This window comes from Niveispirillum irakense DSM 11586 (assembly GCF_000429645.1).
GTDB classification, from domain to species: Bacteria; Pseudomonadota; Alphaproteobacteria; order Azospirillales; family Azospirillaceae; genus Niveispirillum; species Niveispirillum irakense.
This window is the reverse complement of sequence record NZ_KE386933.1, coordinates 1000894-1025111: the sequence shown is the minus strand read 5'-3', so window position 1 is coordinate 1025111 and position 24218 is coordinate 1000894. Positions and strand designations below refer to the sequence as shown.

The 24218-nt window shown below is 61.1% G+C and carries 22 protein-coding genes and 1 tRNA gene; 5 read left to right on the top strand and 18 right to left on the bottom strand.

The features are described from left to right. Positions 1 to 6: 6 nt before the first annotated feature. The 3 genes from mazG to alr form a co-directional block, all read right to left on the bottom strand. Positions 7 to 819 (bottom strand): nucleoside triphosphate pyrophosphohydrolase, encoded by an 813-nt coding sequence (gene mazG, locus G473_RS0118810; protein ID WP_029014376.1) that lies wholly within the window; start codon positions 817 to 819, stop codon positions 7 to 9. Positions 820 to 1207: 388 nt separating this feature from the next. After that, positions 1208 to 2464 (bottom strand): D-amino acid dehydrogenase, encoded by a 1257-nt coding sequence (locus G473_RS0118805; RefSeq protein WP_029014375.1) that lies wholly within the window; start codon positions 2462 to 2464, stop codon positions 1208 to 1210. Next, positions 2461 to 3606 carry an alanine racemase gene (alr, locus tag G473_RS0118800; RefSeq protein ID WP_029014374.1) on the bottom strand — a complete coding sequence of 382 codons (1146 nt, stop codon included), beginning with the start codon at positions 3604 to 3606 and terminating at the stop codon, positions 2461 to 2463. The genes G473_RS0118805 and alr overlap by 4 nt, the downstream gene beginning before the upstream one ends. A 120-nt stretch (positions 3607 to 3726) precedes the next feature. On the opposite strand from alr, the gene G473_RS0118795 reads away from it, so the two are divergent. After that, positions 3727 to 4173, top strand: a complete 447-nt coding sequence (locus G473_RS0118795) for an Lrp/AsnC family transcriptional regulator (protein WP_029014373.1) — start codon at positions 3727 to 3729, stop codon at positions 4171 to 4173. 102 nt (positions 4174 to 4275) lie between these two features. Here G473_RS0118795 and G473_RS0118790 read toward each other — a convergent pair whose 3' ends face one another. Further along, positions 4276 to 4869, bottom strand: coding sequence for a TetR/AcrR family transcriptional regulator (locus G473_RS0118790; RefSeq protein WP_029014372.1), 594 nt, complete (start codon positions 4867 to 4869; stop codon positions 4276 to 4278). Between the two features lie 228 nt (positions 4870 to 5097). Here G473_RS0118790 and G473_RS0118785 point away from each other — a divergent pair, with 228 nt between their 5' ends. Continuing rightward, positions 5098 to 5496, top strand: coding sequence for a RidA family protein (locus G473_RS0118785; protein ID WP_029014371.1), 399 nt, complete (start codon positions 5098 to 5100; stop codon positions 5494 to 5496). 20 nt (positions 5497 to 5516) lie between these two features. On the opposite strand, the gene G473_RS0118780 is transcribed toward G473_RS0118785, so the two are convergent. The 10 genes from G473_RS0118780 to G473_RS0118730 all read right to left on the bottom strand — a co-directional run bounded on the left by G473_RS0118780 (position 5517) and on the right by G473_RS0118730 (position 15768). After that, positions 5517 to 6548, bottom strand: coding sequence for an oxidoreductase (locus G473_RS0118780; protein ID WP_035707737.1), 1032 nt, complete (start codon positions 6546 to 6548; stop codon positions 5517 to 5519). A 20-nt stretch (positions 6549 to 6568) separates the two neighbouring features. Beyond that, the gene (locus G473_RS0118775; protein WP_029014369.1) at positions 6569 to 7345 is read right to left on the bottom strand and encodes an MBL fold metallo-hydrolase; all 777 of its coding nucleotides are present in this window, start codon (positions 7343 to 7345) and stop codon (positions 6569 to 6571) included. A 22-nt stretch (positions 7346 to 7367) separates the two neighbouring features. Then, positions 7368 to 8168 (bottom strand): TatD family hydrolase, encoded by an 801-nt coding sequence (locus G473_RS0118770; protein WP_029014368.1) that lies wholly within the window; start codon positions 8166 to 8168, stop codon positions 7368 to 7370. Further along, complete coding sequence (gene metG / locus G473_RS0118765; protein WP_029014367.1) at positions 8168 to 9727, bottom strand: methionine--tRNA ligase; 1560 nt, start codon at positions 9725 to 9727, stop codon at positions 8168 to 8170. The genes G473_RS0118770 and metG overlap by 1 nt, the downstream gene beginning before the upstream one ends. A 43-nt stretch (positions 9728 to 9770) precedes the next feature. After that, positions 9771 to 10889, bottom strand: a complete 1119-nt coding sequence (locus G473_RS0118760) for a DNA polymerase III subunit delta' (protein WP_029014366.1) — start codon at positions 10887 to 10889, stop codon at positions 9771 to 9773. Continuing rightward, positions 10886 to 11524 (bottom strand): dTMP kinase, encoded by a 639-nt coding sequence (tmk, locus tag G473_RS0118755; protein WP_029014365.1) that lies wholly within the window; start codon positions 11522 to 11524, stop codon positions 10886 to 10888. Before tmk ends, G473_RS0118760 begins: the two co-directional genes overlap by 4 nt. Then, a complete protein-coding gene (locus tag G473_RS27785) occupies positions 11525 to 12700 on the bottom strand; it encodes a D-alanyl-D-alanine carboxypeptidase family protein (protein WP_035708242.1) in 1176 nt (391 codons plus the stop codon). A gap of 161 nt (positions 12701 to 12861) precedes the next feature. Next, entirely contained in the window at positions 12862 to 13842 is a 981-nt protein-coding gene (locus tag G473_RS0118740; RefSeq protein WP_029014364.1) for a septal ring lytic transglycosylase RlpA family protein, read from the bottom strand. 43 nt (positions 13843 to 13885) lie between these two features. Then, on the bottom strand, positions 13886 to 14878 hold the full coding sequence (locus tag G473_RS0118735; protein ID WP_051330433.1) for a lytic murein transglycosylase: 993 nt from the start codon (positions 14876 to 14878) through the stop codon (positions 13886 to 13888). A 104-nt stretch (positions 14879 to 14982) separates the two neighbouring features. Next, positions 14983 to 15768: a YdcF family protein gene (locus G473_RS0118730; protein ID WP_029014362.1), complete on the bottom strand. Its 786-nt coding sequence runs from the start codon at positions 15766 to 15768 to the stop codon at positions 14983 to 14985. Positions 15769 to 16098: 330 nt separating this feature from the next. Here G473_RS0118730 and G473_RS27780 point away from each other — a divergent pair, with 330 nt between their 5' ends. Continuing rightward, entirely contained in the window at positions 16099 to 17403 is a 1305-nt protein-coding gene (locus G473_RS27780; protein ID WP_084438309.1) for a putative bifunctional diguanylate cyclase/phosphodiesterase, read from the top strand. 11 nt (positions 17404 to 17414) lie between these two features. On the opposite strand, the gene mgtE is transcribed toward G473_RS27780, so the two are convergent. The 3 genes from mgtE to G473_RS0118710 all read right to left on the bottom strand — a co-directional run bounded on the left by mgtE (position 17415) and on the right by G473_RS0118710 (position 21737). Beyond that, on the bottom strand, positions 17415 to 18839 hold the full coding sequence (gene mgtE, locus G473_RS0118720) for a magnesium transporter (protein WP_029014361.1): 1425 nt from the start codon (positions 18837 to 18839) through the stop codon (positions 17415 to 17417). Continuing rightward, entirely contained in the window at positions 18836 to 21127 is a 2292-nt protein-coding gene (locus G473_RS0118715) for an NADP-dependent malic enzyme (protein WP_029014360.1), read from the bottom strand. Before G473_RS0118715 ends, mgtE begins: the two co-directional genes overlap by 4 nt. A 208-nt stretch (positions 21128 to 21335) precedes the next feature. Then, positions 21336 to 21737, bottom strand: coding sequence for a tautomerase family protein (locus G473_RS0118710; protein WP_029014359.1), 402 nt, complete (start codon positions 21735 to 21737; stop codon positions 21336 to 21338). A gap of 110 nt (positions 21738 to 21847) precedes the next feature. Here G473_RS0118710 and G473_RS0118705 point away from each other — a divergent pair, with 110 nt between their 5' ends. Continuing rightward, positions 21848 to 22687, top strand: a complete 840-nt coding sequence (locus G473_RS0118705; RefSeq protein ID WP_029014358.1) for a LysR family transcriptional regulator — start codon at positions 21848 to 21850, stop codon at positions 22685 to 22687. A 90-nt stretch (positions 22688 to 22777) separates the two neighbouring features. Here the strand turns inward: G473_RS0118705 and G473_RS0118700 are convergent. Beyond that, positions 22778 to 22862 (bottom strand) — tRNA-Leu (locus tag G473_RS0118700). A 196-nt stretch (positions 22863 to 23058) separates the two neighbouring features. Between G473_RS0118700 and G473_RS0118695 the strand changes: the two genes are divergently transcribed. After that, positions 23059 to 24168, top strand: coding sequence for a branched-chain amino acid ABC transporter substrate-binding protein (locus G473_RS0118695; protein WP_029014357.1), 1110 nt, complete (start codon positions 23059 to 23061; stop codon positions 24166 to 24168). Positions 24169 to 24218: the final 50 nt, after the last annotated feature.

Sequence of the window (24218 nt, the reverse complement as noted above, 5' to 3'; positions counted from 1 at the left end):
ATCGCTTCAAGCGGTTTGGCGTTCGCTCTTTTTGGCTTCAACCCAGAGCGCTTCCATCTCATCCAGGCTGGCATCCTGGGGTGTGCGTGACTGGGCCGCCAAAGCCGCCTCCACCTGCCGGAAGCGGCGGTCGAATTTGGCATTGGTGCCGCGCAGGGCCGTCTCCGGGTCAATCTCCAGCCGGCGGGCCAGATTGACCAGGGCGAAGAACAGATCACCCAGTTCATCCTGCACCCGTTCCGGCGCCTGTTTCTGGGCCTTGATCTCGGCCCGTAATTCGCCGATCTCCTCCTCGATCTTGTCGAGGATTTCCTCCGCCCGGGTCCAGTCAAAGCCAACGCGCGCGGCACGCTTTTGCAGCTTCGTGGCACGGGTGAGGGCGGGGAGGCCGGGGGTGATGCCATCCAGGGCAGAAGGGGGGAGACCGCTGGCCGCCGCTTTCTCTGCGCGTTCCTTTGCCTTCAGTTCCTCCCAATGTCGGGTCTGGTCGTCCGCCGTGGCGACGGAGACCTCACCAAACACATGGGGATGGCGGCGGATCATCTTGTCTGCGATATGACCGGCAATGGCATCGAAATCGAACAGGCCGCGCTCTTTGCCCATCTGGGCATAGAAGACGGTCTGGAACAGCAGATCGCCCAACTCATCCTTCACCGCCATCATATCGCCTGACTGGATGGCATCCGCCACCTCATACGCTTCTTCAATCGTATGCGGGGCGATGGAGGCGAAATCCTGCTCCAGGTCCCACGGGCACCCGCCATCGGGATCACGCAGCCTGGCCATGATACCGAGCAGACGGGCGAGATTTTCCGACATTGGTTTGCTTCCGACAGGTGGGGCAGATGGTTGGACCTTAACGGCTTCTCTCAGCCCATTCCAGAGGGTGTTTTGGGCTTTTCCACCTAAGAACGGACATTAATCCATTTGATCGATAAGCATGATTATGGAAATTAATGAGATCCCCAAGGTATTGAGCTTGGGTGATCTCACTGCCTAGAACTTGTAGGATTAGGTTGGATCAACCTACACCGTCACCCATGCTGCGGCCGGGGTCCAGGGTCACAAGCGCGTTGCTCTACGAAACTGGACCCCGGCCGCAGCATGGGTGACGGTAGTGAGAACCATTTCCGATTCCAACTAAACCGGACACGTTCTAACCACGCGGTTCGACCTGACCCGGACCCCAGCCGTCAGAGCGCCCGGTTCAGCGATACCGGGCAATGCCAAGGCCGTCAGGGTCGATCGGCGGTTTCGTTCCGCCCATAAGACTGGCAATCAGGCGGCCGGAGCCACACGCCATGGTCCAGCCCAACGTGCCGTGGCCGGCATTGAGGAATAGGTTGGATATCGGCGTGGCGCCGACAATGGGCGTGCTGTCGGGGGTCATGGGGCGCAGGCCGCTCCAGTAATGCGACGGCGCGCTGTTGTCGGCGGCACCGGGGAACAGATTGTTGAGCGAATAGCGCAGCGTCGCTTCCCGCCGCGACGGCAGCACATTGTTAAACCCCGACAGTTCCGCCATGCCCCCTACCCTGATCCTGTCACCCAGGCGGGTGATGGCGATCTTGTAGCTTTCATCCAGCAGTGTCGATACCGGCGCGCGATCCGGGTCGCTGACCGGCAGGGTGATGGAGTAGCCCTTCACCGGATAGATCGGCAGATCCAGCCCAAGCGGGCGGAGCAGCGCCGGAGCGTAGCTGGCCAGGGCCACCAGATAGGCGTCGCCCTGCACTATGCCCTTGTCGGTATGGACCCCGGCGATGCGCCCGCCTTCCACCGCCAGCGACGTGATGGACGTGCCATAGCGGATATCCACCCCCATGCCCGGCAGCAAGGCGGCCAGCTTGTTGGTGAAGATATGGCAATCGCCAGTCTCGTCACCGGGCAGCCGCAGGCCGCCGACGAAATTGTCGCGCGTTGCCGCAAGTCCGGGTTCGGCGGCGACGCACCCATCACGGTCCAGCACTTCGTAGGAGACGCCATATTCACGCAGCACGGCGATGTCGCCCCCGCTGCCGTCGAGTTGCTTCTGCGTGCGGAACAGTTGCAGCGTGCCCTGTGACCGATGGTCATAATCGAGACCGAGCTTGCCGCGCAGCGCCACCAGCTCGTCACGGCTGAACTCTGCCAGCCGCACCATCCGGCTTTTGTTGAGCGCATAGCGTGCCTGGGTGCAATTACCCAGCATGGCCAGCATCCATCGCAACATCGCCATGTCGGCGGTCGGCTTGATGATCAGCGGGGCGTGCGTCATGAACAGCCACCGCAACGCCTTGGTCGGGATTCCCGGTGCGGCCCATGGCGAGGCATAGCCCGGCGAGATCTCGCCAGCATTGGCAAAGCTGGTTTCAAGCGCCGGCCCCGGCTGACGGTCGATCAGCACCACATCATGCCCGGCTTCGGCCAGATAATAGGCGGAGGTCACACCGACGACGCCGGCACCCAGAACGATGACTTTCAAAGCGGTTCTCCAGCAGCGAAGGTTTGCGCAACACCGTTCTCGACAAAAATCCGCGTGTGGCGGGTGCCGAGCGAGGTCAATATTTCATAGGCAATGGTTCCCGCGTCACGGGCCACATCGCTCAGTGATTGCGAGGGACCCAGGAACTCGACAAAGTCGCCTTCCGCCAGCGCCGCTTCGGGCAATGCGCTGATATCGACCGTCAGGCTGTCCATGGATACCCGGCCCAGGATCGGCAGCCGAACGCCACGATGCCAGGCAGCACCGACACCGCTCAGGCTGCGCGGCCAGCCATCGGCGTAGCCGAGCGAGATCGTGGCAACGCGCTGCGCTGCGGTCGCGACATGCTTCAGGCCATAACCGACACCGGTTCCCGCCGCGATGGTACGGATCTGGATCACCCGCGCCCCCAGCCCGATGACGGGACGCAACCCGGCGTCGGCGGGTCCCGGATCGACGCCATAGAGTGCGACCCCGGGCCGCGCCAGATCACCATGATAGTCAGACGACAGCATGACGCCTCCGCTATTGGCCACCGACTTCGGCACCGACGGGAAACAGGCGCCGACAGCGTTGAAAGCCGCCAGTTGAGCACTGTTCTCCGGCCGCTCGGGTTCGTCGGCGCAGGCAAGATGTGTCAACAGCAGGCGCAGTTCGACCTCCCGCGCGAAGGATGCATCCCCGGCCAGCGCCATCGCCGCGGACTGCGGCAGACCCAGGCGCGACATGCCGGTATCGATCTGCAGGGCGGCGGGAAGCGCACGCCCCAAGGTCCGCGCCAGTGCCCGCCAGCGCTCCACCTGCGACAGAGAATTGAGCACAGGCAGGAAATTCTGTTCGGCGCAGAAGGCTTCGTTGCCAGGGTCCACGCCGTTGAGAATGAAGATCTCCGCCCCGGCACCGATGGCCCGGGCCAGTGCTGTCGCCTCACAGAACTGAGCGACGAAGAAACTGCGGCATCCCTCTCGGTAAAGGGCCGGTGCGGCCTGCGCGACGCCCAGTCCGTAGGCGTTCGCCTTTACGACGGCGCCACAGCGTGCCGGCGCAACACGAACCGCCAGCGAGCGATAATTGGCGCGAAGCGCATCCAGATCGATGGTGAGCCGGCTTGACCCGGCAGGCACCGGCCTCTGTTCATTCATGTCTCATCTCCCCACAGGAAGATAAGAAAAATTCCTGTCAATTTCTCACCTAACTGTCGTATGAATTGACAGTCAGGGCCGGATATTCAGCATAATCTGCGAAGCTTTGGAATTTTCTGCATGAGCACGCTTGACGATGCCGACCGTCGGATATTGAACTGCCTGCGGCTTGATGCGCGCATCACCAACAATGCGCTGGCCGCTGCGGTGGGCCTGTCGCCCTCGGCTTGTCTGCGGCGGGTGCGGCTGCTTGAAAAGGCCGGGGTGATCCGTGGCTATACGGCCATCGTTTCCGGGGCCGCTCCCGATGAAGGCACGACCGCGATCGTCCAGATCGAACTGGAACGGCAGACAGAGGAATATCTGACGCGGTTTGAGGCGGCCCTGCGCCCCCATCCCGAGATTCAGGAATGGTATCTGATGACCGGCACAGGCGATTATCTGTTGAGGGTGCAGATTGCAGGCATCGACGATTATGGTGCGTTCCACCGCGATGCGCTGTCGCGCCTGCCCGGGGTCGCGCGCATCAAATCAAGCTTTGCCATGCGCAGCCACCGGCGGGTGTAATCCAGAACAAGGGCCTGCGTCACATCTGCATCAAGGTGACTGGAAGCCCAGCCCTCACCCCAAATAGTTATGACATAAGCGCTCGGTAAAATGCGCAGCACATCACGCCGGTGCCCGCAGTAACCCTTTTGCAAGATGTTGGAATGCTTCCACAGCCTTCGGCATGGTTGCCGGCGGATCGTCGGCGGCTGCGATCCATAAGGCCGCGTTCAGGGCCGCGCCATTCAGCAGCCGCGCTGCCGCTTCGGGATCCATCGGGTGGATCGTGCCATTGTCGATCAATGTCTGGATCGTTACCGTCGCCCGGCGCAGGCACGCATTCTGATTTGGCCATTGCGATGGATCCCCCAGCACGGCGGGGCCGTCCAACAGCATGATACGCTGGATTTCCGGGTCCAGTGCCAGTTCGATGAACGCGATATTCTCCGCCAGCAATCCTTCCCATTCCGTAGCGGCACGAGCCTGCACGCCCCGCAAATGGTCCAGAATTTCCGCGTCAATCTGATCGATGACGGCTTTAAGCAGCCCCTTCTTATCGCCGAAATTATGGTAGAGCGCCCCCCGCGTCAGCCCGGCTTCCGCCGTCAGATCATCCATGGAGGCAGCCGCGTATCCTTTGGACGCAAAGGCTTTGCGCGCTGCCTGGACCAGTTTGCCCCGGGTTTCTTCCACCATCTGTGCGCGGCGTCCGGCCATCGGCTTTCCTTAAAAAAATTTCATACGCGACGTATGTATTTGTTGACATACGTCGCGTATGTGATCATTTATTCACATACGGAACGTATATCAAATCCTCTCGTGAAGGAGGAACGTCCATTTTAGAGGACGGCTCATCCATCACCTGCGGACCTCCTTCAGGGCGCCATCTCTCCTGGCGTCATGGGTCTCCCTTACCCTTTTCGCTCTATGTGAAGGACCAAGATCATGAGCAACCGTGAAGCCATTTTCCCTGTCGGACGGCAGGCGCTTTACGATATCAACCGCTATTCTGCTGCCATCCGCTCCGGCGATCTTCTGTTCGTCTCAGGACAGGTTGGCAGCCGCGAGGATGGCTCGCCCGAACCGGATTTCGCCCGGCAGGTTCAACGCGCGTTTGACAATCTGGCCGCCGTGCTGGAAGCGGCCGGATGCACAATGGCAGACATTATTGATGTCACGACCTTTCACACCGATCCGGAAAACCAGTTCGATATCATTCAGCCCATTCGCCTGAAAATGATCGGTGACGCGCCCTATCCGAACTGGACCGCTGTTGGTGTGAACTGGCTGGCGGGCTTTGATTTTGAAATCAAGGTGATCGCCAGGATTCCTGAAGCTGCATAAGCACGCGGCGGCGCGCCGGATTAAAGGATGATTTCCTTTTTCTCATCAGCACTCCGGCACCCAATCTCGATCAACCGCATGACCTGGACGGCTTCATCGGCGGTGACGGGATTGGGGGCCATGCCCCGTATGGCGTCACGGACCTGGGCAAAATAAGCCAGATAGTCGCCCGGCACAGGCGCAACAGGTTCCGTCTTAGGCTGATCGCCTTCCCACCGGGTCAGCATGGGTACCATGGCCGGCTGGCCCCATCCGGAACCGCCCGGTATCTGCCCGGCCTTCAACGCATCCTCCTGGCTATCCAGGCCATGACTGATGAAGCTGGCTTTATCACCATGAACGGCAAAGCGCAGACCGCTGGCGGCAATCAGCATGGAGGCGTGCAGGATAACCCGCCGCCCATCAGGATAGCGCAGCAGGGCGTGGAAATAATCCGGCGCACCATCGCCCCGCCGCTGGGTGCCGATATCGGTGTAAAGGGATGCCGGCTGGCCGAACAGACACAGGGCTTGATCCAGCACATGTGGCCCCAGATCATACCAGAGCCCCGCACCCGGCCCCGGCTTTTCCCGCCACCGGTTCCGCAGCACAGGGCGGAACCGGTCGAAATGGCTTTCAAACTGGGTGATACGTCCCAACTCCCCCGCCGCGATCAACCGCCGCAGGGTCAGGAAATCACCATCCCAACGTCGATTATGGAAAATAGAAAGGATGCGGTCGCCTCTCACGGACAAGGCCGCCAGATCTTCGGCATCAGCCAGATCAACGGTAAAGGGCTTGTCCACTACCACATGCTTGCCGGCGGCCAGGGCGCGGCGAGCCAGATCGGCATGGGTGTCATTGGGGGTCGCGATGACAACAAGGTCGATATCAGCCGCATCGAAGGCGGCTTGCACGTCTGGCAGAACGCGCGTCTCGGGCCATTGCGACTTCACCTTGTCTGCATTGCTGGACACAATGGCGGCCAGATGCAGCCCCGGTGTCGCAGCAATCAAAGGGGCATGGAAGGTCTGTCCAGCATAGCCGAACCCGATGAGAGCGACGTTGAGCATCTTCCCATATCCCTTTGAAACTATCCGATCGCTTCGATCACCATACCATCATAGGCCGGTTCCACCCCAGGCGGCAGCATGCGGCACAGGCTGTCATAATCCATCAGATGGTTCATGTGGGTCAGGATGGCGCGCTTAGGCTTCAACCGTTCGATCCAGCCGCGCGTGATCTCCCAATGGGCATGGACCGGGTGCGGCGGTTCCAGCCGTACACAATCAACGATCCAGGTTTCCACCCCTTCCAGCACGGCAAAGGCTTCATCGCTCAACCGCACCACATCGGTGGAATAACCGATGCGGCCAAAGCGGAAGCCCAGGCTGCTGGAATGGCCGTGATCCTGCACGAACGGGACAATATCCATCGTGCCGACACGGAATGGCCCTTCTACCACATGGGGCACCAGAACGGGCCGGGCATAGACATTGCCGCCCGGTGGCAGCGGCTTGAAACAATAGTCGAAACGCCGGCCCAGGATATCCAGCGTCTCTGCATCGCCATAGACATCCACCGGCTTACCCGTCAGCCAGTTCACGGCCCGCAGATCGTCGATGCCGTGAACGTGATCGGCATGGGCATGGGTATAAAGCACCCCGTCCAGCCGCTGGACGCCCGCATCCACCAACTGCTCCCGCATATCGGGACCGGTATCGACCAGCACGGTGGTGGAGGCATTTTCCACCAGGATGGACGGCCGGCGCCGGCGATTGCGAGGATTGGCCGGATCGGCATTACCCCAGACATTGCCGATCAACGGCACACCGGAGGAACCGCCACAGCCGAGAATGGTGACCCGCATGCCCTGCCCCGCTTCCCGCCTGTCAGGCTGCCACGGCCAGCGCTGCTGCCGGCACCCTGGTGAAAAGACGACGGAAATTCTCCGTCGTGGCCTGGGCCAGCTCGGCTTCGGACACGCCTTTCACCTCCGCCATATGGCGGGCGGTATGGGCAACAAAGGCCGGCTCGTTGCGCTTGCCGCGCATCGGCACCGGCGCCAGATAGGGCGCATCGGTTTCCACCAGGATGCGATCCAGCGGCACATCGGCCGCAATGGCCCGCAAATCCTCCGATTTCTTAAAGGTCACAATGCCGGACAGGGAAATGTAAAAGCCTAATTCCAACGCTTCTTCAGCCAGTTGCCGGCCGGAGCTAAAGCAATGTAACAGCCCGCGCAACCGGCCTTGTCCCTCTTCCCGCAGGATACGGATCGTGTCCTCATCTGCATCGCGGGTATGGACGATCACCGGGAGGTCAGTTTCCAGGCACACGCGGATATGGCGGCGGAAACTTTCCTGCTGAATGTCGCGCGGGCTTTTATCGTAAAAATAATCCAGGCCCGTCTCACCAATGCCAACCACCTTTGGGTTTAGACGGGAAAGTTCAACCAATTTCTCCACATCGCAATGGGGAAATTCCTCTGCCGCCTGATGCGGATGCACACCAAGCGTACAGAAGACATCCGGATAGGATTGAGCAATATCAAGAACTTGGTTGAATTTGCTGATATGGGTGCAGATGGACAGCATCAACCCCACACCAGCGTCGCGCGCGCGCTGAACCACAGCGTCACGCTCCGGGGCGAAATCCGGAAAATCCAGATGGCAATGACTGTCCACCAGCATCACTTGGCCTCCTCACCCTCCGGCGCGACATAGCGCGGGAAAGCCGGCTGCGGTGCCGGCAACGACGTGCCGGGCACCAGCTTGGCCGTTGACAGATCGCCAAAGCCACGTTGGTCCGCAGGGATCACCAACTGGTCCAGGATGCGGGCACTGCTATCCGGCATGAAGGGCTGGGTCATGATCGCAATCTGACGGATCACATCGGCCAGATTATACAGCACCGTGCCCAGGCGGACCTGATCGGTCTTGCGCAGGGTCCAGGGTGCCATCTCATCGACATAACGGTTGGCGTCGCCAACCACCCGCCAGATCGCATCCAGCGCCTTGGTGAAGGCCTGATTGTCCAACTCCGCACGCACTGCATCCAGCATGCCGGACGCCGCACCCAGCAGGGTATTGTCAGCATCGGTCAGCGCGTCGGGCTGGGGCACCTTGCCATCATGATATTTCTGGATCATGGACAGGACGCGCTGGCATAGATTGCCGTAATCATTGGCCAGTTCACCATTGATCCGCTGCACCATGGCACGCTTGGAAAAGTCGCCATCATTGCCGAACGGGATTTCCCGCATCAGGAAATAGCGGGTCTGGTCCAGACCATAGGTGTCCAGCAGTTCCTGCGGCTTCACCACATTGCCCAGCGATTTGGACATCTTCTCGCCTTCCACGGTCCACCAGCCATGGGCGAAGACGCGCTTGGGCAGCGGCAGACCAGCTGCCATCAGGAACGCCGGCCAATAGACCGTGTGGAAGCGCAGAATATCCTTGCCCACCATATGCAGGTCGGCCGGCCAGTATTTGGCGAAATCGCTGCCCTCACCCGTCACCGGATAGCCGATGGCGGTGATGTAGTTCACCAGCGCGTCCAGCCAGACATACATCACATGCTTGTCATCGCCCGGTACCTTCACCCCCCAGTCAAAGGTGGTGCGGCTGATCGACAGGTCACGCAGGCCCGTCTTCACAAAGCTGATGACTTCCGACCGCTTGCCGGCCGGCATGATGAAATCGGGCTGCTGCTCATAAAGCTGCAGCAGGCGGTCACCATAGGCGGACAGCTTGAAGAAATAGCTCGGTTCTTCCACCCATTCCACCGGGGCGCCGGTGGGAGCAAAGCGCTGACCGTCGCGCTGGGTCAGCTCATCCTCGCCGTAATAGGCTTCGTCACGGACGGAATACCAACCGCTATAGCTGCCGAGGAACACATCGCCGCTTTCCAGCAGCTTTTGCCAGATGGCCTGGACAGAGCGGATATGGCGCGGCTCGGTCGTGCGGATAAAATCCGTATTTGAGATATTAAGAAGTTCCGCCAAGTCACGGAAATTTTGTGAATTTTTGTCAGCCAACGCCTGGGGCGTGGTGCCAAAATTCTCCGCTGATTTCTGCACCTTCTGGCCATGTTCGTCCGTTCCGGTCAGGAACTTGACGTCATAACCGTCCAGCCGCTTGAAACGGGCCAGCACGTCGCAGGCGATCGTCGTGTAGGCGTGCCCGACATGGGGGGCATCGTTCACGTAATAGATCGGCGTCGTAATATAGTAGGGCGCACGCCCGGACATGATCATTCTCCGCTGCGACGGGAGGAGGTTTTTTCGGCTCTTATCAGGCAGTTGCCGCCTCAATCTGCATCAGCACCCCCATCAGGGTCTGACGCCGGTCGAGATTGACGGAATCCGCCTTGGCGAACAGGTGGTTGGTGTTCTCCCACACCTCAACCCAGCGATCAAGGCGCCCGCTCCGAAGGCTCCCCTGCATCAGACGGTGGACAAGGGCGGCTTCGCCCGGCACCACCTCCGGCGGGATGGCCCCGCGCGCCGCCGCGCGGGCTACACGACCCAGCCACCAGCCGATCAATTCGGAAATGGCGGTCCAGCTTGCCTCGTCATTCCCGCGCAGGACGGCATCAATGAAGGCATAAGCACCCAGTATATCCAACCTGGGCAAAGTCTCGAACACGCCCAGCATGGCCTTGTAGAGGTCCATGCCACCGGCTTGGTGCAATTCCAATGCTTTACCGACCGATCCTTCACCAAGCCGGGCCAGGGCCGTTCGGTCCCCTTCTGGCAGATCAGGCTGATAGCGGAACAGCAATGCCTTGACCTGGGCTTCCGACAATGGGTCGAGCATCAGCTTGCGGGTGCGCGAGCGGATGGTGGGCAACATGGCGCCGATATTATCGGCAACCAGCAATATCAATGTCTTGGATGGTGGTTCTTCAAGTATTTTCAGAATGGCATTCTGGCCACTGGTATTCAACTGATCGGCACCATCGACAATGACCACCCGCCACCCGCCTTCTGCTGAGGTGAGGCGCAGGAAAGGGGCAATCTTGCGCACCTCATCCACCGGCAGGTCGCGCTTGTAGCGCTTCCGCTTCTCATCCCAGGTGCGCTGGATGGTCAACAAATCAGCGTGCCCACCCGCAGCGATACGGCGGCAGACGGGATGTTCAGGATCCACATTCAAGCTGGTCGGATCGGGCGGCGGGCCGAAAAGGCCCATCTCCGCTTCTTCCGGCAATCCTTTGATCAGAACGAAACGTGCCATGCGGTAAGCGAGCGTCGCTTTGCCGATACCGGGCGGCCCGCCAATCAGCCAGGCATGATGCATGCGACCGGAATTCCAGCTTTCCAGCAGCAGGGCCTGTGCCTCTGCATGGCCTTCCAGATGGCTGTTGCGGCGGGGATGGAAAGCCTCCGCATCGAAAGGCTCCGCGCTCACCGCAACGCTCCCAGCCGGTCCCGTACCGCTTGGCGGATATCGGCCTGTATCACATCGATCCCGTTACCGGCATTGATGATGGCGCACCGATCCGGTTCGGCGGCGGCAATGGCGAGATAGCCATCCCGCAGCCGGCGATGGAAATCGAGCTTCATCTGCTCATACCGATCTTCGCCCCCGTTACGGGCGGCAGCGCGGGCAAGGCCGATGGCAGGATCGACATCCAGGATCAGGGTGAGATCAGGACGGGTATCACCCACCGCGATGTCGCGCAGCCGGAACAGCAGATCAAGCGCCAGCCCATGACCATAGCCCTGATAAGCAATCGTGCTGTCCGCAAACCGGTCGCACAGCACCCATTGCCCCGCGCCCAGCGCCGGCAGGATGGTCCGCTGCACATGGTCGTGCCGGGCGGCGGAAAGCAGCATCGCCTCGCTGACCGGCAGCCAGCGACCAACCGAACCATTGACCAGCAGGGAGCGGATTTCCTCCGCCCCTGCCGATCCGCCCGGCTCCCGCGTGGTCACCACCTGCCGGCCTTCGGCGCGTAAAGCCTCGGCCAGCAGGCGGATCTGGGTGGATTTCCCTGCCCCCTCGCCGCCTTCCAGAGTGATGAAGCGGCCTTGAGCGGTCATTTACTGTGCCTTTGCAGGTTCGGCTGCCGGTTTCGCGGTATCCGGCGCGCCGAAAAGCATATGCGACGCCGCCGCCGCAACACGTCCAAACAGGCCCTTGCGCTGCACTTCCGCACTGGCCACGAGGGGGATTTCCAGGGTCTGGAAATCCGGTGCCGTGATGCGCAGGGTTGCCAGCTTGGCCCCCTTGGCAACCGGTGCTTCCACCGGGCTGTCAGCCACCAGGGTCACCTTCATCTGGCGGCGCTGCTCATGGGTGAAAGTGATCTTGACCTGCTGCTCAACAGTCAGCGGCACCGTTTCCGCCTCTCCCAGCCAGACGGGCAGGCTGTCGACAATCTCACCGGCCTTGAACAGGGCGTAATTGTCGAATTCCCGCCAGCCCCATTCCAGGATGCGGGCGCTTTCATCGGCACGGGCCTGCATATTGGGCAGGCCATTCACCACCATCACCAGACGCCGATCATTGCGCTTGCCGGTGGCGATGAGACCATAGCCCGCCGCCTCGGTATGGCCGGTCTTCATGCCATCCACACCCATGTTCCGGTAAAGCAGGGGATTGCGATTGCCCTGCTTAATGCCGTGATAGGTGAATTCCTGCTCCGAATAATAATGAAAATATTCGGGGAAATCGTGGATCAGGCGAACCGCAAGAGTGGAAAGATCACGGGCGGTCGAATAATGGTCGGGGTCGGGCCAGCCGGATGCATTCATCAGGTTGGTCGCATTCAAGCCAAGTTCCTTCATCCGCTTATTCATGGCGGTCGCGAAGGCGGCTTCCGTGCCGGACAATCCTTCGGCCAGCACGACGCAGGCATCATTGCCAGACTGGATGATGACGCCGCGGATAAGGTCTTCGACCTTGATGTTGTTGCCCAACTCCACAAACATCTTGGAGCCCTGGACCTTCCAGGCCTGTTCGGAAACCGGCAAGGTGTCGTCCAACGACAGACGGCCTTCCTTCAGCCGTTCGAACACCATATAGGCGGTCGCGACCTTGGACATGGAAGAAGTCGGCATCCGCTGATCGGCATTTTTCTCGAACAGCACCGTCCCCGTCTCCATATCGATCAGGATCGCCTGTGCGGCGATCGTGTCGAGGTTGGCGGCGGCGACCGGCAGGGCGGAGGCGGAGAAAAGGAGGGCAACCGCCAGCCCGCGGAAAGCGCCCTTCATCCGACGTGCAATCCGGAATTCCATGTCGTGCAATAACCCTTCAAGACTGCGTAACCAATGCCGGGGCAATCCACCACCGGCCATGCGCCCCCGCATAATGGCCGGCAGCGGCGGCAAATGCCACCCCTGCCGCCGGGCATCGGGGATTAATCCGTTCGCGCTCAATCCACAATGATACGGGCACCGTTGGTACCGGTGGCCAATACCTGCGCCAGCACCTGATCGGCCCGATCCACATTGTCGAATGGCCCGACCCGGACGCGGAAGAACTGCGTGTCACCCACCATGGCCTGAGAAATGGCCGTCGGCGAGATGGAATTCAGCCGCGCCCGCAGCCGGTTCGCATTGTCATAGACCGTAAAGGCACCCGCCTGCACATAAATGCGCTGCGGTCCGGGCGGCAAGGGCTTCTGTTCCACCACAGGGGCCGGCATGAAGCGGCCATCATCCGTGGTGGAGCCGGCCAGGGTGGTCGGCGCTGTCACCGTACGCGGCGACGACTGCGGTCGGCTCGGCGGCGGCGGTGCCCCTTCGACCGTAACGCTGGGACGTGGCGCCGCCTTGGGGATGGGCGCCCCATCATCGGACACCGTGGCGCCGGCCACCTGCGTGGCATTCATGGCGGCGGCGGCGATGGCGCGGCTCTCGTCAGCCAGCACTTCAACCCGCACCTTTGCCGTGCCCTTCTGGTCGAAGCCCAGCAACTGGGCCCCGCGACGGGACATGTCGATGATCCGGCCAGCGACGAAAGGCCCCCGGTCATTGATGCGAACGACGATGGAGCGACCATTTTCCAGATTGGTGACGCGCACCAGACTGGGCATCGGCAGGGTCTGATGCGCGGCCGTCAGCTCATTCTCATTATAGGCCTCGCCGTTGGCGGTGACCTTTGTATGGAATCCCGGGCCATACCAACTGGCAATGCCGGTCTGGTTATAATTGTAATCGACTTGTGGATAGTACCAGACGCCATTGATCTGGTAGGGGGAGCCCACCTTATAGGTGCCGCCGGGTATCGCGGCCGGCTCCGAGGCCGCAGGGGCCTGCTTCTGCGTCGCCGGTGGCGGTTTGGACGCGCACGCCGACAAGCCGGCCAGACCGACGCCGATAAATACCACTTTTACAAGATTTGCCCGCGTCATGCCGACCAGTCCCCTACGGATTGTGGCCGCACACTACATCAAGTCATTTGGCTGCGCCAATATGGTCCGCAAGGATTCCGACTGCCGTTGCGAAGTAGGTCGAACGGTTCCAGTCCATGATGGTCCGGTAATTGTCATAGACCAGATAGGCTTTACCCCCTGCCCCATCCGGCATGATCAAGGCAGCATTCATCGCGGCGGTCGGCAAAGGCTTGCCGTCAATCTGATGGAATCCGCGCTTTGCCCAGACAGAAAGCGGCTGGGCCTTGTCCAGGCCAGCCCAGGCGACCAGGTCTGCCTTGCCCTTGGGTGGGCGAACGGCGCGCCCCCAGGTCTGGTCCACATGCCAGCCAACGGTGGAAAGATAATTGGCCGCGGAAGCGAACACATCAGCCGGCGTTCCCCAGATATCGCGGCGGCCGTCGCCATCAAAATCCTGGGCATAGCGGTTGAAACTGGATGGCATGAACTGGCATTGCCCCATAGCCCCGGCCCAGGAACCGATCATACGGTCGGGCGCAATATGTCCTTCCTTCAGAATCTGCAATGCGTGCAGCAACTCACTGCGGAAAAAGGCCGATCGCCGCCCGTCATAGGCAAGCGTCGCCAATGCGTCGATTACCTTGAAACCACCCATATTGCGGCCGAAATCCGTTTCCATCCCCCAGAGAGCGACGATGAAGCGCGGCTGCACCCCATAGTGCCGGCCCACCTTTTCCAGCAGCGCACCATGGGTGCGGTACAGTTCACGGGCCTTGGCAATGCGGGTCTTGTTGACTGCACGGGAAAGATAGGTGTCGAACGTGATGGTCCGTTCGGGCTGGCGCGCATCCAGTTCGAGAATACGGGGAATTGGTTGGATATCGGTCAGCGTCTGTGTCACCAGCGGTTCCGGGATGCCTGCGGCCAGGGCTTCCTGCCGCAAATCCCCCAGCCATTGCTGGAAATCAGGCGCTGCCAAGGCGGGAAAAACCCCGCCAGCCAGCGTCCAGACCAGCAACCCACAGCGGATCGCACGCTTTGACCAGTTCTTCATCAACCGTCACTCCCTTTGCTCTGCCGTCGTTTGTGGCACAAGCAATTGAACGGCGGCAACCCGTCGGGCTGGCGGTCGAACGATTGTCACCCATCGGTGACAGATCAGGGTTCCGGAAACAAAGCACTGGTGCGACCGGCCAGCCAATAGGCCAGCAAACCGCGATATTCATGGGACGCACGGTCAATCTGGCCCATATTTTCACCCAGACTGATTGAAAAACGCCATTTCTCCCGCTGATTGGCCACAAATCCGACCGGATAGGGCACAACCTCAATCCCCGCCTTGCGGAAAACGCCCATGGACCTGGGCATATGGGATGCCGAAGTCACCAGTAACCAGGGCCCTGCACCTGGCGTCAGCAGCGGCTTTGTGAGAATGGCATTTTCATAGGTATTGCGGGAATCACTTTCCAGGGTCACCCGCGCCATATCCACCCCAAGATCGGCCAGCAAGGCAGCCGCATAAGGCGCTTCCCGTGCATCTGGGGCACGGGGGTCGCCGCTGCCGCCGGTAAAGATCACAGGGGCGTCCGGATAGTGACGCATCAAGCCGGGCACCACGGTCAACCGCTCCGCATCCTGGTTTAATTGCGGGCTCTGATGCTCATCCGATCCGATCGGCATGATCGCACCACCCAGAACAATGATGCCAGCAATCTTCTCAGGCAGGGGATTGGGCATGGGGAAGCGCTGCTCCAGCGGCAGAAGCAACCAGGTGGAAAGCGGTGTGACCATGATCAGTGCCAGCGAGAGGATACAGAACCCCATCAGCAGACGACCGGCCCGGAAGCCAAAAAGACCCAGCACCAGACCCACCAGACCCGTAACCACAAGGAAATTGCTTGGAAAGGTCAGTGCCCCCAGCAACTTGGTGAGACCAAAACTCATGCAACACCGCCTAAAAATACAGACCCTGTGGTCGGGATAGTGGCACAGGAGAGACCATGGCCTCTCCGTTAATATCGCGTGGAAGGCTAAATCCGGCCCCTACCCCGGTCCGCTATATTCAGGCGTCGGGGTGTGAACCAGCAAATGGCCATAATTTCCAGAAAAGAAATTCATGTGAAGGGCATGGTTCGATCATATTCTTCGTGGGTTTGGTGGATATGAGCATGCTATGGTTCATGATGTTGGGTGAATTGATCACCAAACCTGCTATGCCGGTTTCGGAATTTCGCCGTCGTGACTCTCTCCACTCCCTTTCTCCCGTCAGGCACCATGGAAATAGACTCCATCGCGCGTGATGCCGTTACCGGTCTCTGGGAGATGCGGCCTTTCGCCAATCGTGTATCGGAACTGATGGACGCCCATAACGGGCAGTTGATCGCCGGTTTGCTGGTGGTGGAAATCGAGCGAATGCACCAGCTTTTCCGGGTTCATGGCCAGGGTTCGCTGGACCAGGCAATGTCCATGCTGGTACGGCGGCTGCTGCCGATCTGCGGGCCCGATGATTTAATTTGCCGATTCGCTCAGACCCAGTTTGCCATTTTCCTGCCTGGTCTTGACCATGCCGGCAAGGCGCTGTTCGCTGCCTCCGCCATTGCCAACAGCATGGGCGAGACGATCAGCATCGAAGGGCAGCAGATCCATGTCTCAGCAAAAATCGGGGTCGCAGTTTCCCCTGCCGACGCAACCGACGGGCCATCGCTGATCCGCAATGCCTGCATCGCCCTGGAGCAGGCCCTTTCATCCGGTACGGCCAGCTATCTCCACTTCACCCGCTCCATGCGCTCTGAATTGAAGGAAAAACTGGATCTGGAGGATGCGCTGCGTGCCGCCATCCGCGAGGACCAGTTGACCGTCCATTACCAGCCCAAGGTTGCTATCCAGGATGGTACACCGGTGGGGGGGGAAGCGTTGCTGCGCTGGACCCATCCCGACCGGGGCATGATCCCGCCAAACGTCTTCATTCCCACAGCGGAGGAAACGGGATTGATCGTTCCCATCGGGGAATGGGTGCTGCGCAAGGCCATCAATCAGATAAGGGAATGGCTGGATGAGGGCCTGCCGCCAATCCAGATTGCCGTCAATGTGTCGGAACGGCAGTTCCGATGGGGACATCTGCCGGCCTTGATCGACGTTCTGTTGGCAGAAAGCCGGATTCCTCCCCATCTTTTGCAGCTTGAGATCACGGAAACCATCCTGCCGGATGATCTGGAAGGCGCGTTGCAGCAGATGCGCTGGATCGCCGACCGGGGCGTCGCCTTGGCGCTGGATGATTTCGGTACCGGCTACTCCTCTCTTTCCTATCTGCGGGAACTGCCGCTGGATTGCCTGAAAGTCGACCGGCAATTCGTATCGGATATGGAGCGCGACCAATCCACCCGTCACATCGTGGAAGCCATCGTTGCCATGGCCCAGGCGATGGATCTCAAGGTAGTGGCGGAGGGGATTGAGACGCCGGCGCAATGGGACATTCTGCGCCGACTGGGGGTGGAAGAAGGCCAGGGATACCTGTTCGCCCGCCCGATGCCGGCGGAGGCATTCGCCGCCTTCGTTCGCCATGCCGGGGCCGAAGGCTGATCCAGCAGGGATTAAAGCAGGACCAGAGTCGCCAGCCCCAGGAATGAGAGGAAGCCCACCACATCCGTTACCGTGGTCAAAAAGACGGATGAGGCGACGGCTGGATCAATCTTCATCCGATCCAGCAGGAATGGAATCAAGGCGCCGAACAGGCCGGCGCAAAACAGATTCACCACCATGGCGCAGCCGATCACCATCCCGATCAATCCATTGCCAAACCAGATATAGGCGATGGTGCCAACAATGGTCGCCAGCGCCAGACCATTCAACAGGCCGACCAGCACCTCCTTGGAGATGACGCGGGCAGCGTTGCTGGGGGTCAGTTCCTTGGTGGCGAGTGCGCGCACAGCAACGGTCAGCGTTTGGGTACCGGCATTACCCCCCATGCTGGCCACGATGGGCATCAGCACCGCCAGCGCCACGATATGGGCAATGGTATCGGCAAACAGATCAATGACGCTGGCGGCAAACAGGGCCGTGACGACATTCACCGCCAGCCAGCGGAAGCGGGACCGCGCCGTATCCCAGACGGCGCGATACAGGTCGTCTTCTCCCACGCCGCCCAGCGCGAGCAGATCAGCCTCCGCCTCTTCCTCGATCACGTCCACAACGTCATCGACCGTGATTGCGCCCAGCAGGCGCCCGCCCTTATCGACAACGGGAGCAGAGACGAGACCGTAATTGCGGAAGAGGCGCGCCACCTCTTCCTGGTCCATGGTCACCGGGATGCGGTGAATATCTTCATGCAGAATTTCATTCAGCTTCACGCCGCGCCGGGCCCGCAGCACCCGCGACAAGGGCACACTGCCGACAACGCGATGCATCGGATCGACAATGAAGATATCGTAGAACTCTTCCGGCAGGTCGCTCTCATCCTGGGTGGCGGCGGCCCGCAGATAATCCAGCAGCCCGCCCACGGTCCAGAATTCGGGAACGGAGACGAACTCACGCCCCATCAGGCGGCCGGCGGAATATTCCGGATACGTCAGCCCTTCTTCCACCAGGGCCCGGGTTTCAGGCGGCAGATTGGCCAGGATTTCCGCCTGCGCCTCAGCCTCAAGATCCTGGATGACATCGACGGCATCGTCGGTGTCCAGTTCCGCCATGGCGGCGGCCAGGGCCTTGGGCTCCAGCCGCTCCACCACCTCTTCGCGCAGGTCAAGGGGAAGATATGTGAGGATTTCGGCGTCGAAGACGGGGCGCAGCAGCGCCACCATCTCCTCCCGCCGGTCCTCATCAGCCATTTCCAGAAGATCGGCGACATCGGACGGGTGCAGATCGGCCAGAAGATTGGCCGCACCACCCATGTCCCCATCATCCATCAGGCCGAAAACGCGCAGCATTTCCGGGGCCCCGGTGCTGCCGTCCAGTTCGACGGCGCGCCGGGGCTGTTCTTCCGGCCGATCCGGGTTATGCGGGTCGGCCGGATGGGTCATGCGGTCGCGTCGGCGAAGGGGGCGTGCATCTGGGCGTCGATCACGGCCAACGCCGACATGTTCACAATCCCGCGCACCGTCACCGACGGGGTCAGGATGTGGGCCGGCTTGGCCGCCCCCAGCAGGACAGGGCCGACCGCCAAACCGTCACCCAGCATCTTCAGCAGGTTGAAGGAAACGTTGGCCGCGTCCCGGTCGGGCATGACCAGCAGGTTGGCCGTGCCCTGCAGGCGGCTGTTGGGGAAGATGCGGCTGCGGATTTCCGGGCTGATGGCAGCATCGCCATGCATTTCGCCCTCCACCTCCAGGTCAGGACAGCGGGCGGTCAGGATCTGCAACGCCTCACGCATTTTCAGCGCCGCTGGGTCGTTATGGCTGCCGAAATTGCTGTGCGACAGCAGCGCCACCTTGGGCGACAGGCCGAAGCGCCGCACCTCCTCCGCCGCCAGATCGGTGATCTCGGCCAGATCGGTGGCGGTGGGTGTGGCATTCACATAGGTATCGGTCAGGAAGAAGGTGCCGCGCGTCAGGATCAGCACGGACAGCGCCGCCATCACCCGGGCACCGGCCTTCTTGCCGATCACATCATTCACATGCTTCAGATGCCAGTCATACAGGCCAACCGTGCCGCAGACCAGGGCATCGGCCTCCCCCTTCTCCACCATCAGCGCGCCGATGACGGTGCTGTTGGTGCGCACCACCTGACGGGCGCGGTCAGGCGAAACGCCACCACGCTGCATGATGCGGTGATAGGTCTGCCAATAATCATTATAGGCAGGGTCGTTCTGCGGATCGATCAGGCGGACATTCTCATCCAGACGCAGGCGCAGACCCAGCTTCTCAATGCGGCGTGTCACCACCTCGCGACGACCGATCAGGATCGGCTGGGCGATGCCATCTTCCAGCACCTGCTGGGCGGCGCGCAGCACCCGCTCCTCTTCGCCCTCGGCATAGGCGATGCGGCGGGGATCGGCCTTGGCCTTGGCGAAGACCGGCTTCATCAACAGGCCGGAGCGGAAGACGAACTGGCCCAACTGCTCCCGATAGGCATCGAAATCCTGGATCGGGCGCGTGGCAACGCCGCTTTCCATCGCGGCCAGCGCCACGGCAGGCGCAATCTCCAGGATCAGGCGCGGGTCGAACGGGCGCGGGATCAGATATTCCGGGCCGAAACTGGGCTGCTGCTCGCCATAGGCCATGGCGACCATATCATGCACTTCCGCCTGGGCCAGACGGGCGATGGCCTTCACCGCGGCGATCTTCATCGCCTCATTGATGGTGGTCGCCCCCACATCCAGCGCACCGCGGAAGATGAAGGGGAAGCACAGGACATTATTGACCTGATTGGGGAAATCCGACCGGCCGGTGCCTACAATGGCATCCGGACGCACGGCCTTCACCTCATCGGGCATGATCTCCGGCGTCGGGTTGGCCAGTGCCATGACGATGGGGTGTGGCCCCATCTTCTTCACCATGTCCTGCGTCAGCACACGCGGGGCCGACAAGCCCAGGAATATGTCGGCATCGCCGATAATATCATCCAGCGTGCGGGCATTGGTGGGCTTGGCATAGCGCTGCTTGCGCGGGTCCATCAGTTCGGTGCGACCTTCATAGACCACGCCCTTGATGTCATTGACCCAGATATTCTCCACCGGCAGGCCCATATCGACCAGCAGGTCCAGGCAGGCCAGCGCCGCCGCACCCGCACCGGAACAGACCAGCTTGACCGTGGCGAAATCACGGCCCGTCAGCTTCAGCGCATTGGTGATAGCGGCGGCGACAATGATGGCGGTGCCATGCTGGTCATCATGGAAGACCGGAATCTTCATCCGCTCGCGCAGGGTCTTCTCGATATAGAAGCATTCCGGCGCCTTGATATCTTCCAGATTGATGCCGCCAAAGGTGGGCTCCAGCGCGGCGATCACCTCCACCAGCTTCTCGGGATCTTTCTCATTGATCTCGATATCGAACACGTCGATGCCGGCGAACTTCTTGAACAGAACGCCCTTGCCTTCCATCACCGGCTTGGATGCCAGCGGGCCGATATCACCCAGGCCCAGCACCGCCGTGCCATTGGTGATGACCGCCACCAGATTGCCGCGGCTGGTATATTTGGCGGCATTTGCCTCGTCTTCCACAATGGCTTCGCAGGCATGGGCCACGCCCGGCGAATAGGCCAGCGCCAGATCGCGCTGAGTCGCCAGCGGTTTGGTCGGGGTAACGGCGATCTTACCGGGGGTCGGCAGACGGTGATAATCAAGCGCCGCATCGCGGAAGGCGTCGGTCATTTCCTGGAATGCTCCCAGCGGGTCGGAAGGGATTGTTTTGTTTGATCCTAGTTAGGCCCGTCCACTATCCGCTGTCCAGCCATAGCAGCCCCTTATCCTTGACCGGTGCGGCAATAAGCGCGCGAACCTGCCTTGCGCGCTCCGGGGTGCTGGAAAGCCGGAACCATTTTCCGGATATCCGGAAAGGACCGGCTTTCCCTTGCCCGCCTTAGCCTGGATTGGTCGACGCCCAGCGCTGTTCCTGGGTCCGTCCGCCATAGCCATAGGCATGGCCATCCGCCGCATGGACCAGGACGTAGGATTCCGGGTGCAGCGGCCCCAGCAGCTTCGCCATGCCAATAAATGCTTCCGTCACAAAACGGGTTGTTTCCGCCTTCAGGTTGGTGCCGGCTGTGATCTTGATATCAAGCCAGAAGGCAGAGAGCCCGGCATCGGCGGGCCGGCTGCCGGCAATGTACCAGCCTGCTGGATCAGCCGGTTCCACCAGCACGGCTGTGACGCTGGGGTCTTTGCCTAAATAGGCCTTGGCACACTCTGCCGCCGCGGCGGCAATCGCCGCGCGCAAATCGGAACCGGGGGGCTGAATATAGCGAATCGTGATCATGGGCATGTCTGGTTCTTTCCATCCTGGATATCGGATGCCCTCACCATGCCTGCCGCTTCACATAAGTAGAATTATATGATTGAGTATTTATAACATCGTACTTTTTTATGATTGCCATGCTTGATCTCGAATCCGTGCGCCTCTTCGTGTTGGCGGTCGATCTTGGCGGACTGACCCGGGCCGCAGAAGCCGCCGGCACTGTGCAGCCTGTCGTCAGCCAGCGGATCAAGGCACTGGAGGAAAGGCTGGGCGTCCGCTTGCTGGACAGGTCCCCCCGTTTCCTGCGGCCCACGGCTGATGGTGCCCGTTTTCTGATCGAGGCAAGGGCCCTGCTGACAGCCCATGACCGGGCCGCAGCGTTCCGCAACCATCCGGTCACCCGGGTCCGGTTGGGGATCAGCGACCATGCCATGGGCGGGGCGGCGGCCATGGTCCTGAAGCGGTTCCGCGCGTCCCTTGGCGGGGAGATCGACCTGGATATCAAAGTGTCCCTGTCGCACCCTTTGCGCCTTGCCTTCGATGCCGGTGACCTGGATGCGGCCATCATCCGGCGGGAGGCGGGGGGAACGGACGGGGATCTAATGGGGCAAGACCCGTTGATCTGGTGTGGCGACATCACCGCTTTCCGGGCCGGTCATCCCCTGCCCCTGGCCACGTTAGGTGCGCCCTGTGGTATCCGGGCCGCCGCCATTCGCGGTTTGGACAAGGCGGGCATCGCCTGGCGGGAAAGCCTGATCGCCGGGAGTTGCAGCACCTTGCTGGGCGGCGTCGGCGCCGGTTTCGGCATCGCGCCGATGGGCCGTTTCGGCAGCCAGGGCATGCCGGATATCGGGCCGTCGCTTGGGCTTCCGCCCCTGCCCGCTTCGGACATTGTTTTTCTGGCCCGGACCGGGACGCCGGCATTGGCCAACGCGCTGCGCGCCCTGGCCGCCAGCATAAGGGCCGCCCTGGCCTGATCCCGAGCGGAACCCGGAAAGCGAAAAGGGCGACACCGCTGCCGGTATCGCCCTTTTTCATCGCCCTTGGTAGAAGGCGGTAACTTCAAGTGGTGCGGCCGAAAAGACTCGAACTTTCACGGGTTGCCCCACAGCGACCTCAACGCTGCGCGTCTACCAATTCCGCCACGGCCGCAAAACACATGTCAGAACACCTGGCAGTGACTGGCACTGCGTCGGTGCCGGGGTGGATAGCAAATCATGTGACCGGGTTCAACATCAATCTCACACCCATCGCATCATATTTGGTGGCTAACCGATTTGCCCCAGCGAAACCGCATGTTAGCCTCTGTCACCCTCAGCCCCGGCCCAGCAAACGGAGAGCCCCTACAATGAAGACCAGAAGGCCCCTGATCGCCATCCTGGCCGCCGCATCCATGCTCAGCACCGTTCCCGCCTTCGCCGACACACTGGTCGGTCTGGTCGCGCCGCTGACCGGCCCCAATGCCGTGTTCGGGGAGCAGATGCGCCGGGGGGCCGAAATGGCCGTGGCGGATATCAACGCCAAAGGTGGCGTATTGGGCGATAAGCTGCGCCTGACCAATCTGGACGATGCCTCCAACCCCAGCCAGGGTGTGGCGATTGCCAATAAGCTGGCGACCGAAGGCGGCGTTGTCGCCATCGGCAATTTCAATTCGGCCGTCTCCATCCCCTCTTCCAAGGTGTTCGAGGATGAGGGGATCATGATGATCAGCCCTGCCTCCACCAACCCGCAACTGACGGAACAGGGATATGAGCTGATTTTCCGCACCTGCGGGCGTGACGATCAGCAGGGCGACGTGGCCGCGGCTTGGTTGGTCACGCATAACAAGGGCGACAAGATCGCCGTCATTCATGACCAAACCACCTATGGCCGTGGGCTGGCCGACGCCACCAAAGCGGCGCTGAACAAGGCCGGCGTCAAAGAGGCCATGTATGATGCCGTCAATGTCGGCGACCGCGACATGTCGGCCCTGGTCACAAAGATGAAGGATGCCGGCATCCAGGTGGTCTATTTTGGCGGGCTGCACACCGAAGCCGGTTTGTTGATCCGGCAGATGGGTGAAGCCGGGCTGAAGGCGGGCTTCATGTCCGGTGACGGCACCGTGAACCAGGAATTCTGGAACATTGCCGGTAAATTCGCCGAAGGCGCGCTGGTGACTTTCGGCAATGAATATCGCGACAAGCCGGAAGCATCCGATGTTGTGAAGCGTTTCCGCGCCGCCAAGTTCGAGCCTGAAGCCTATACGCTCTACACCTACGCCGCCGTGCAGGCCTGGGCGCAGGCAGCGGAAAAGGCGAAATCATCGGATGCGTTCAAGGTGGCAAAAGCCATGCGCGACGGCAGCTACTCTACCGTCATCGGCCCGCTGGCCTTTGACGAGAAAGGCGACCGCCGCACGACGGACTATGTCGTCTATCGCTGGTCGGAAGGCAAATATACCGTCATCCCCGGTCAGTAAGCGGGCAGATGGGGCCATCGGGGCTGGTCCGGTGGCCCTTGCTTGTTGAT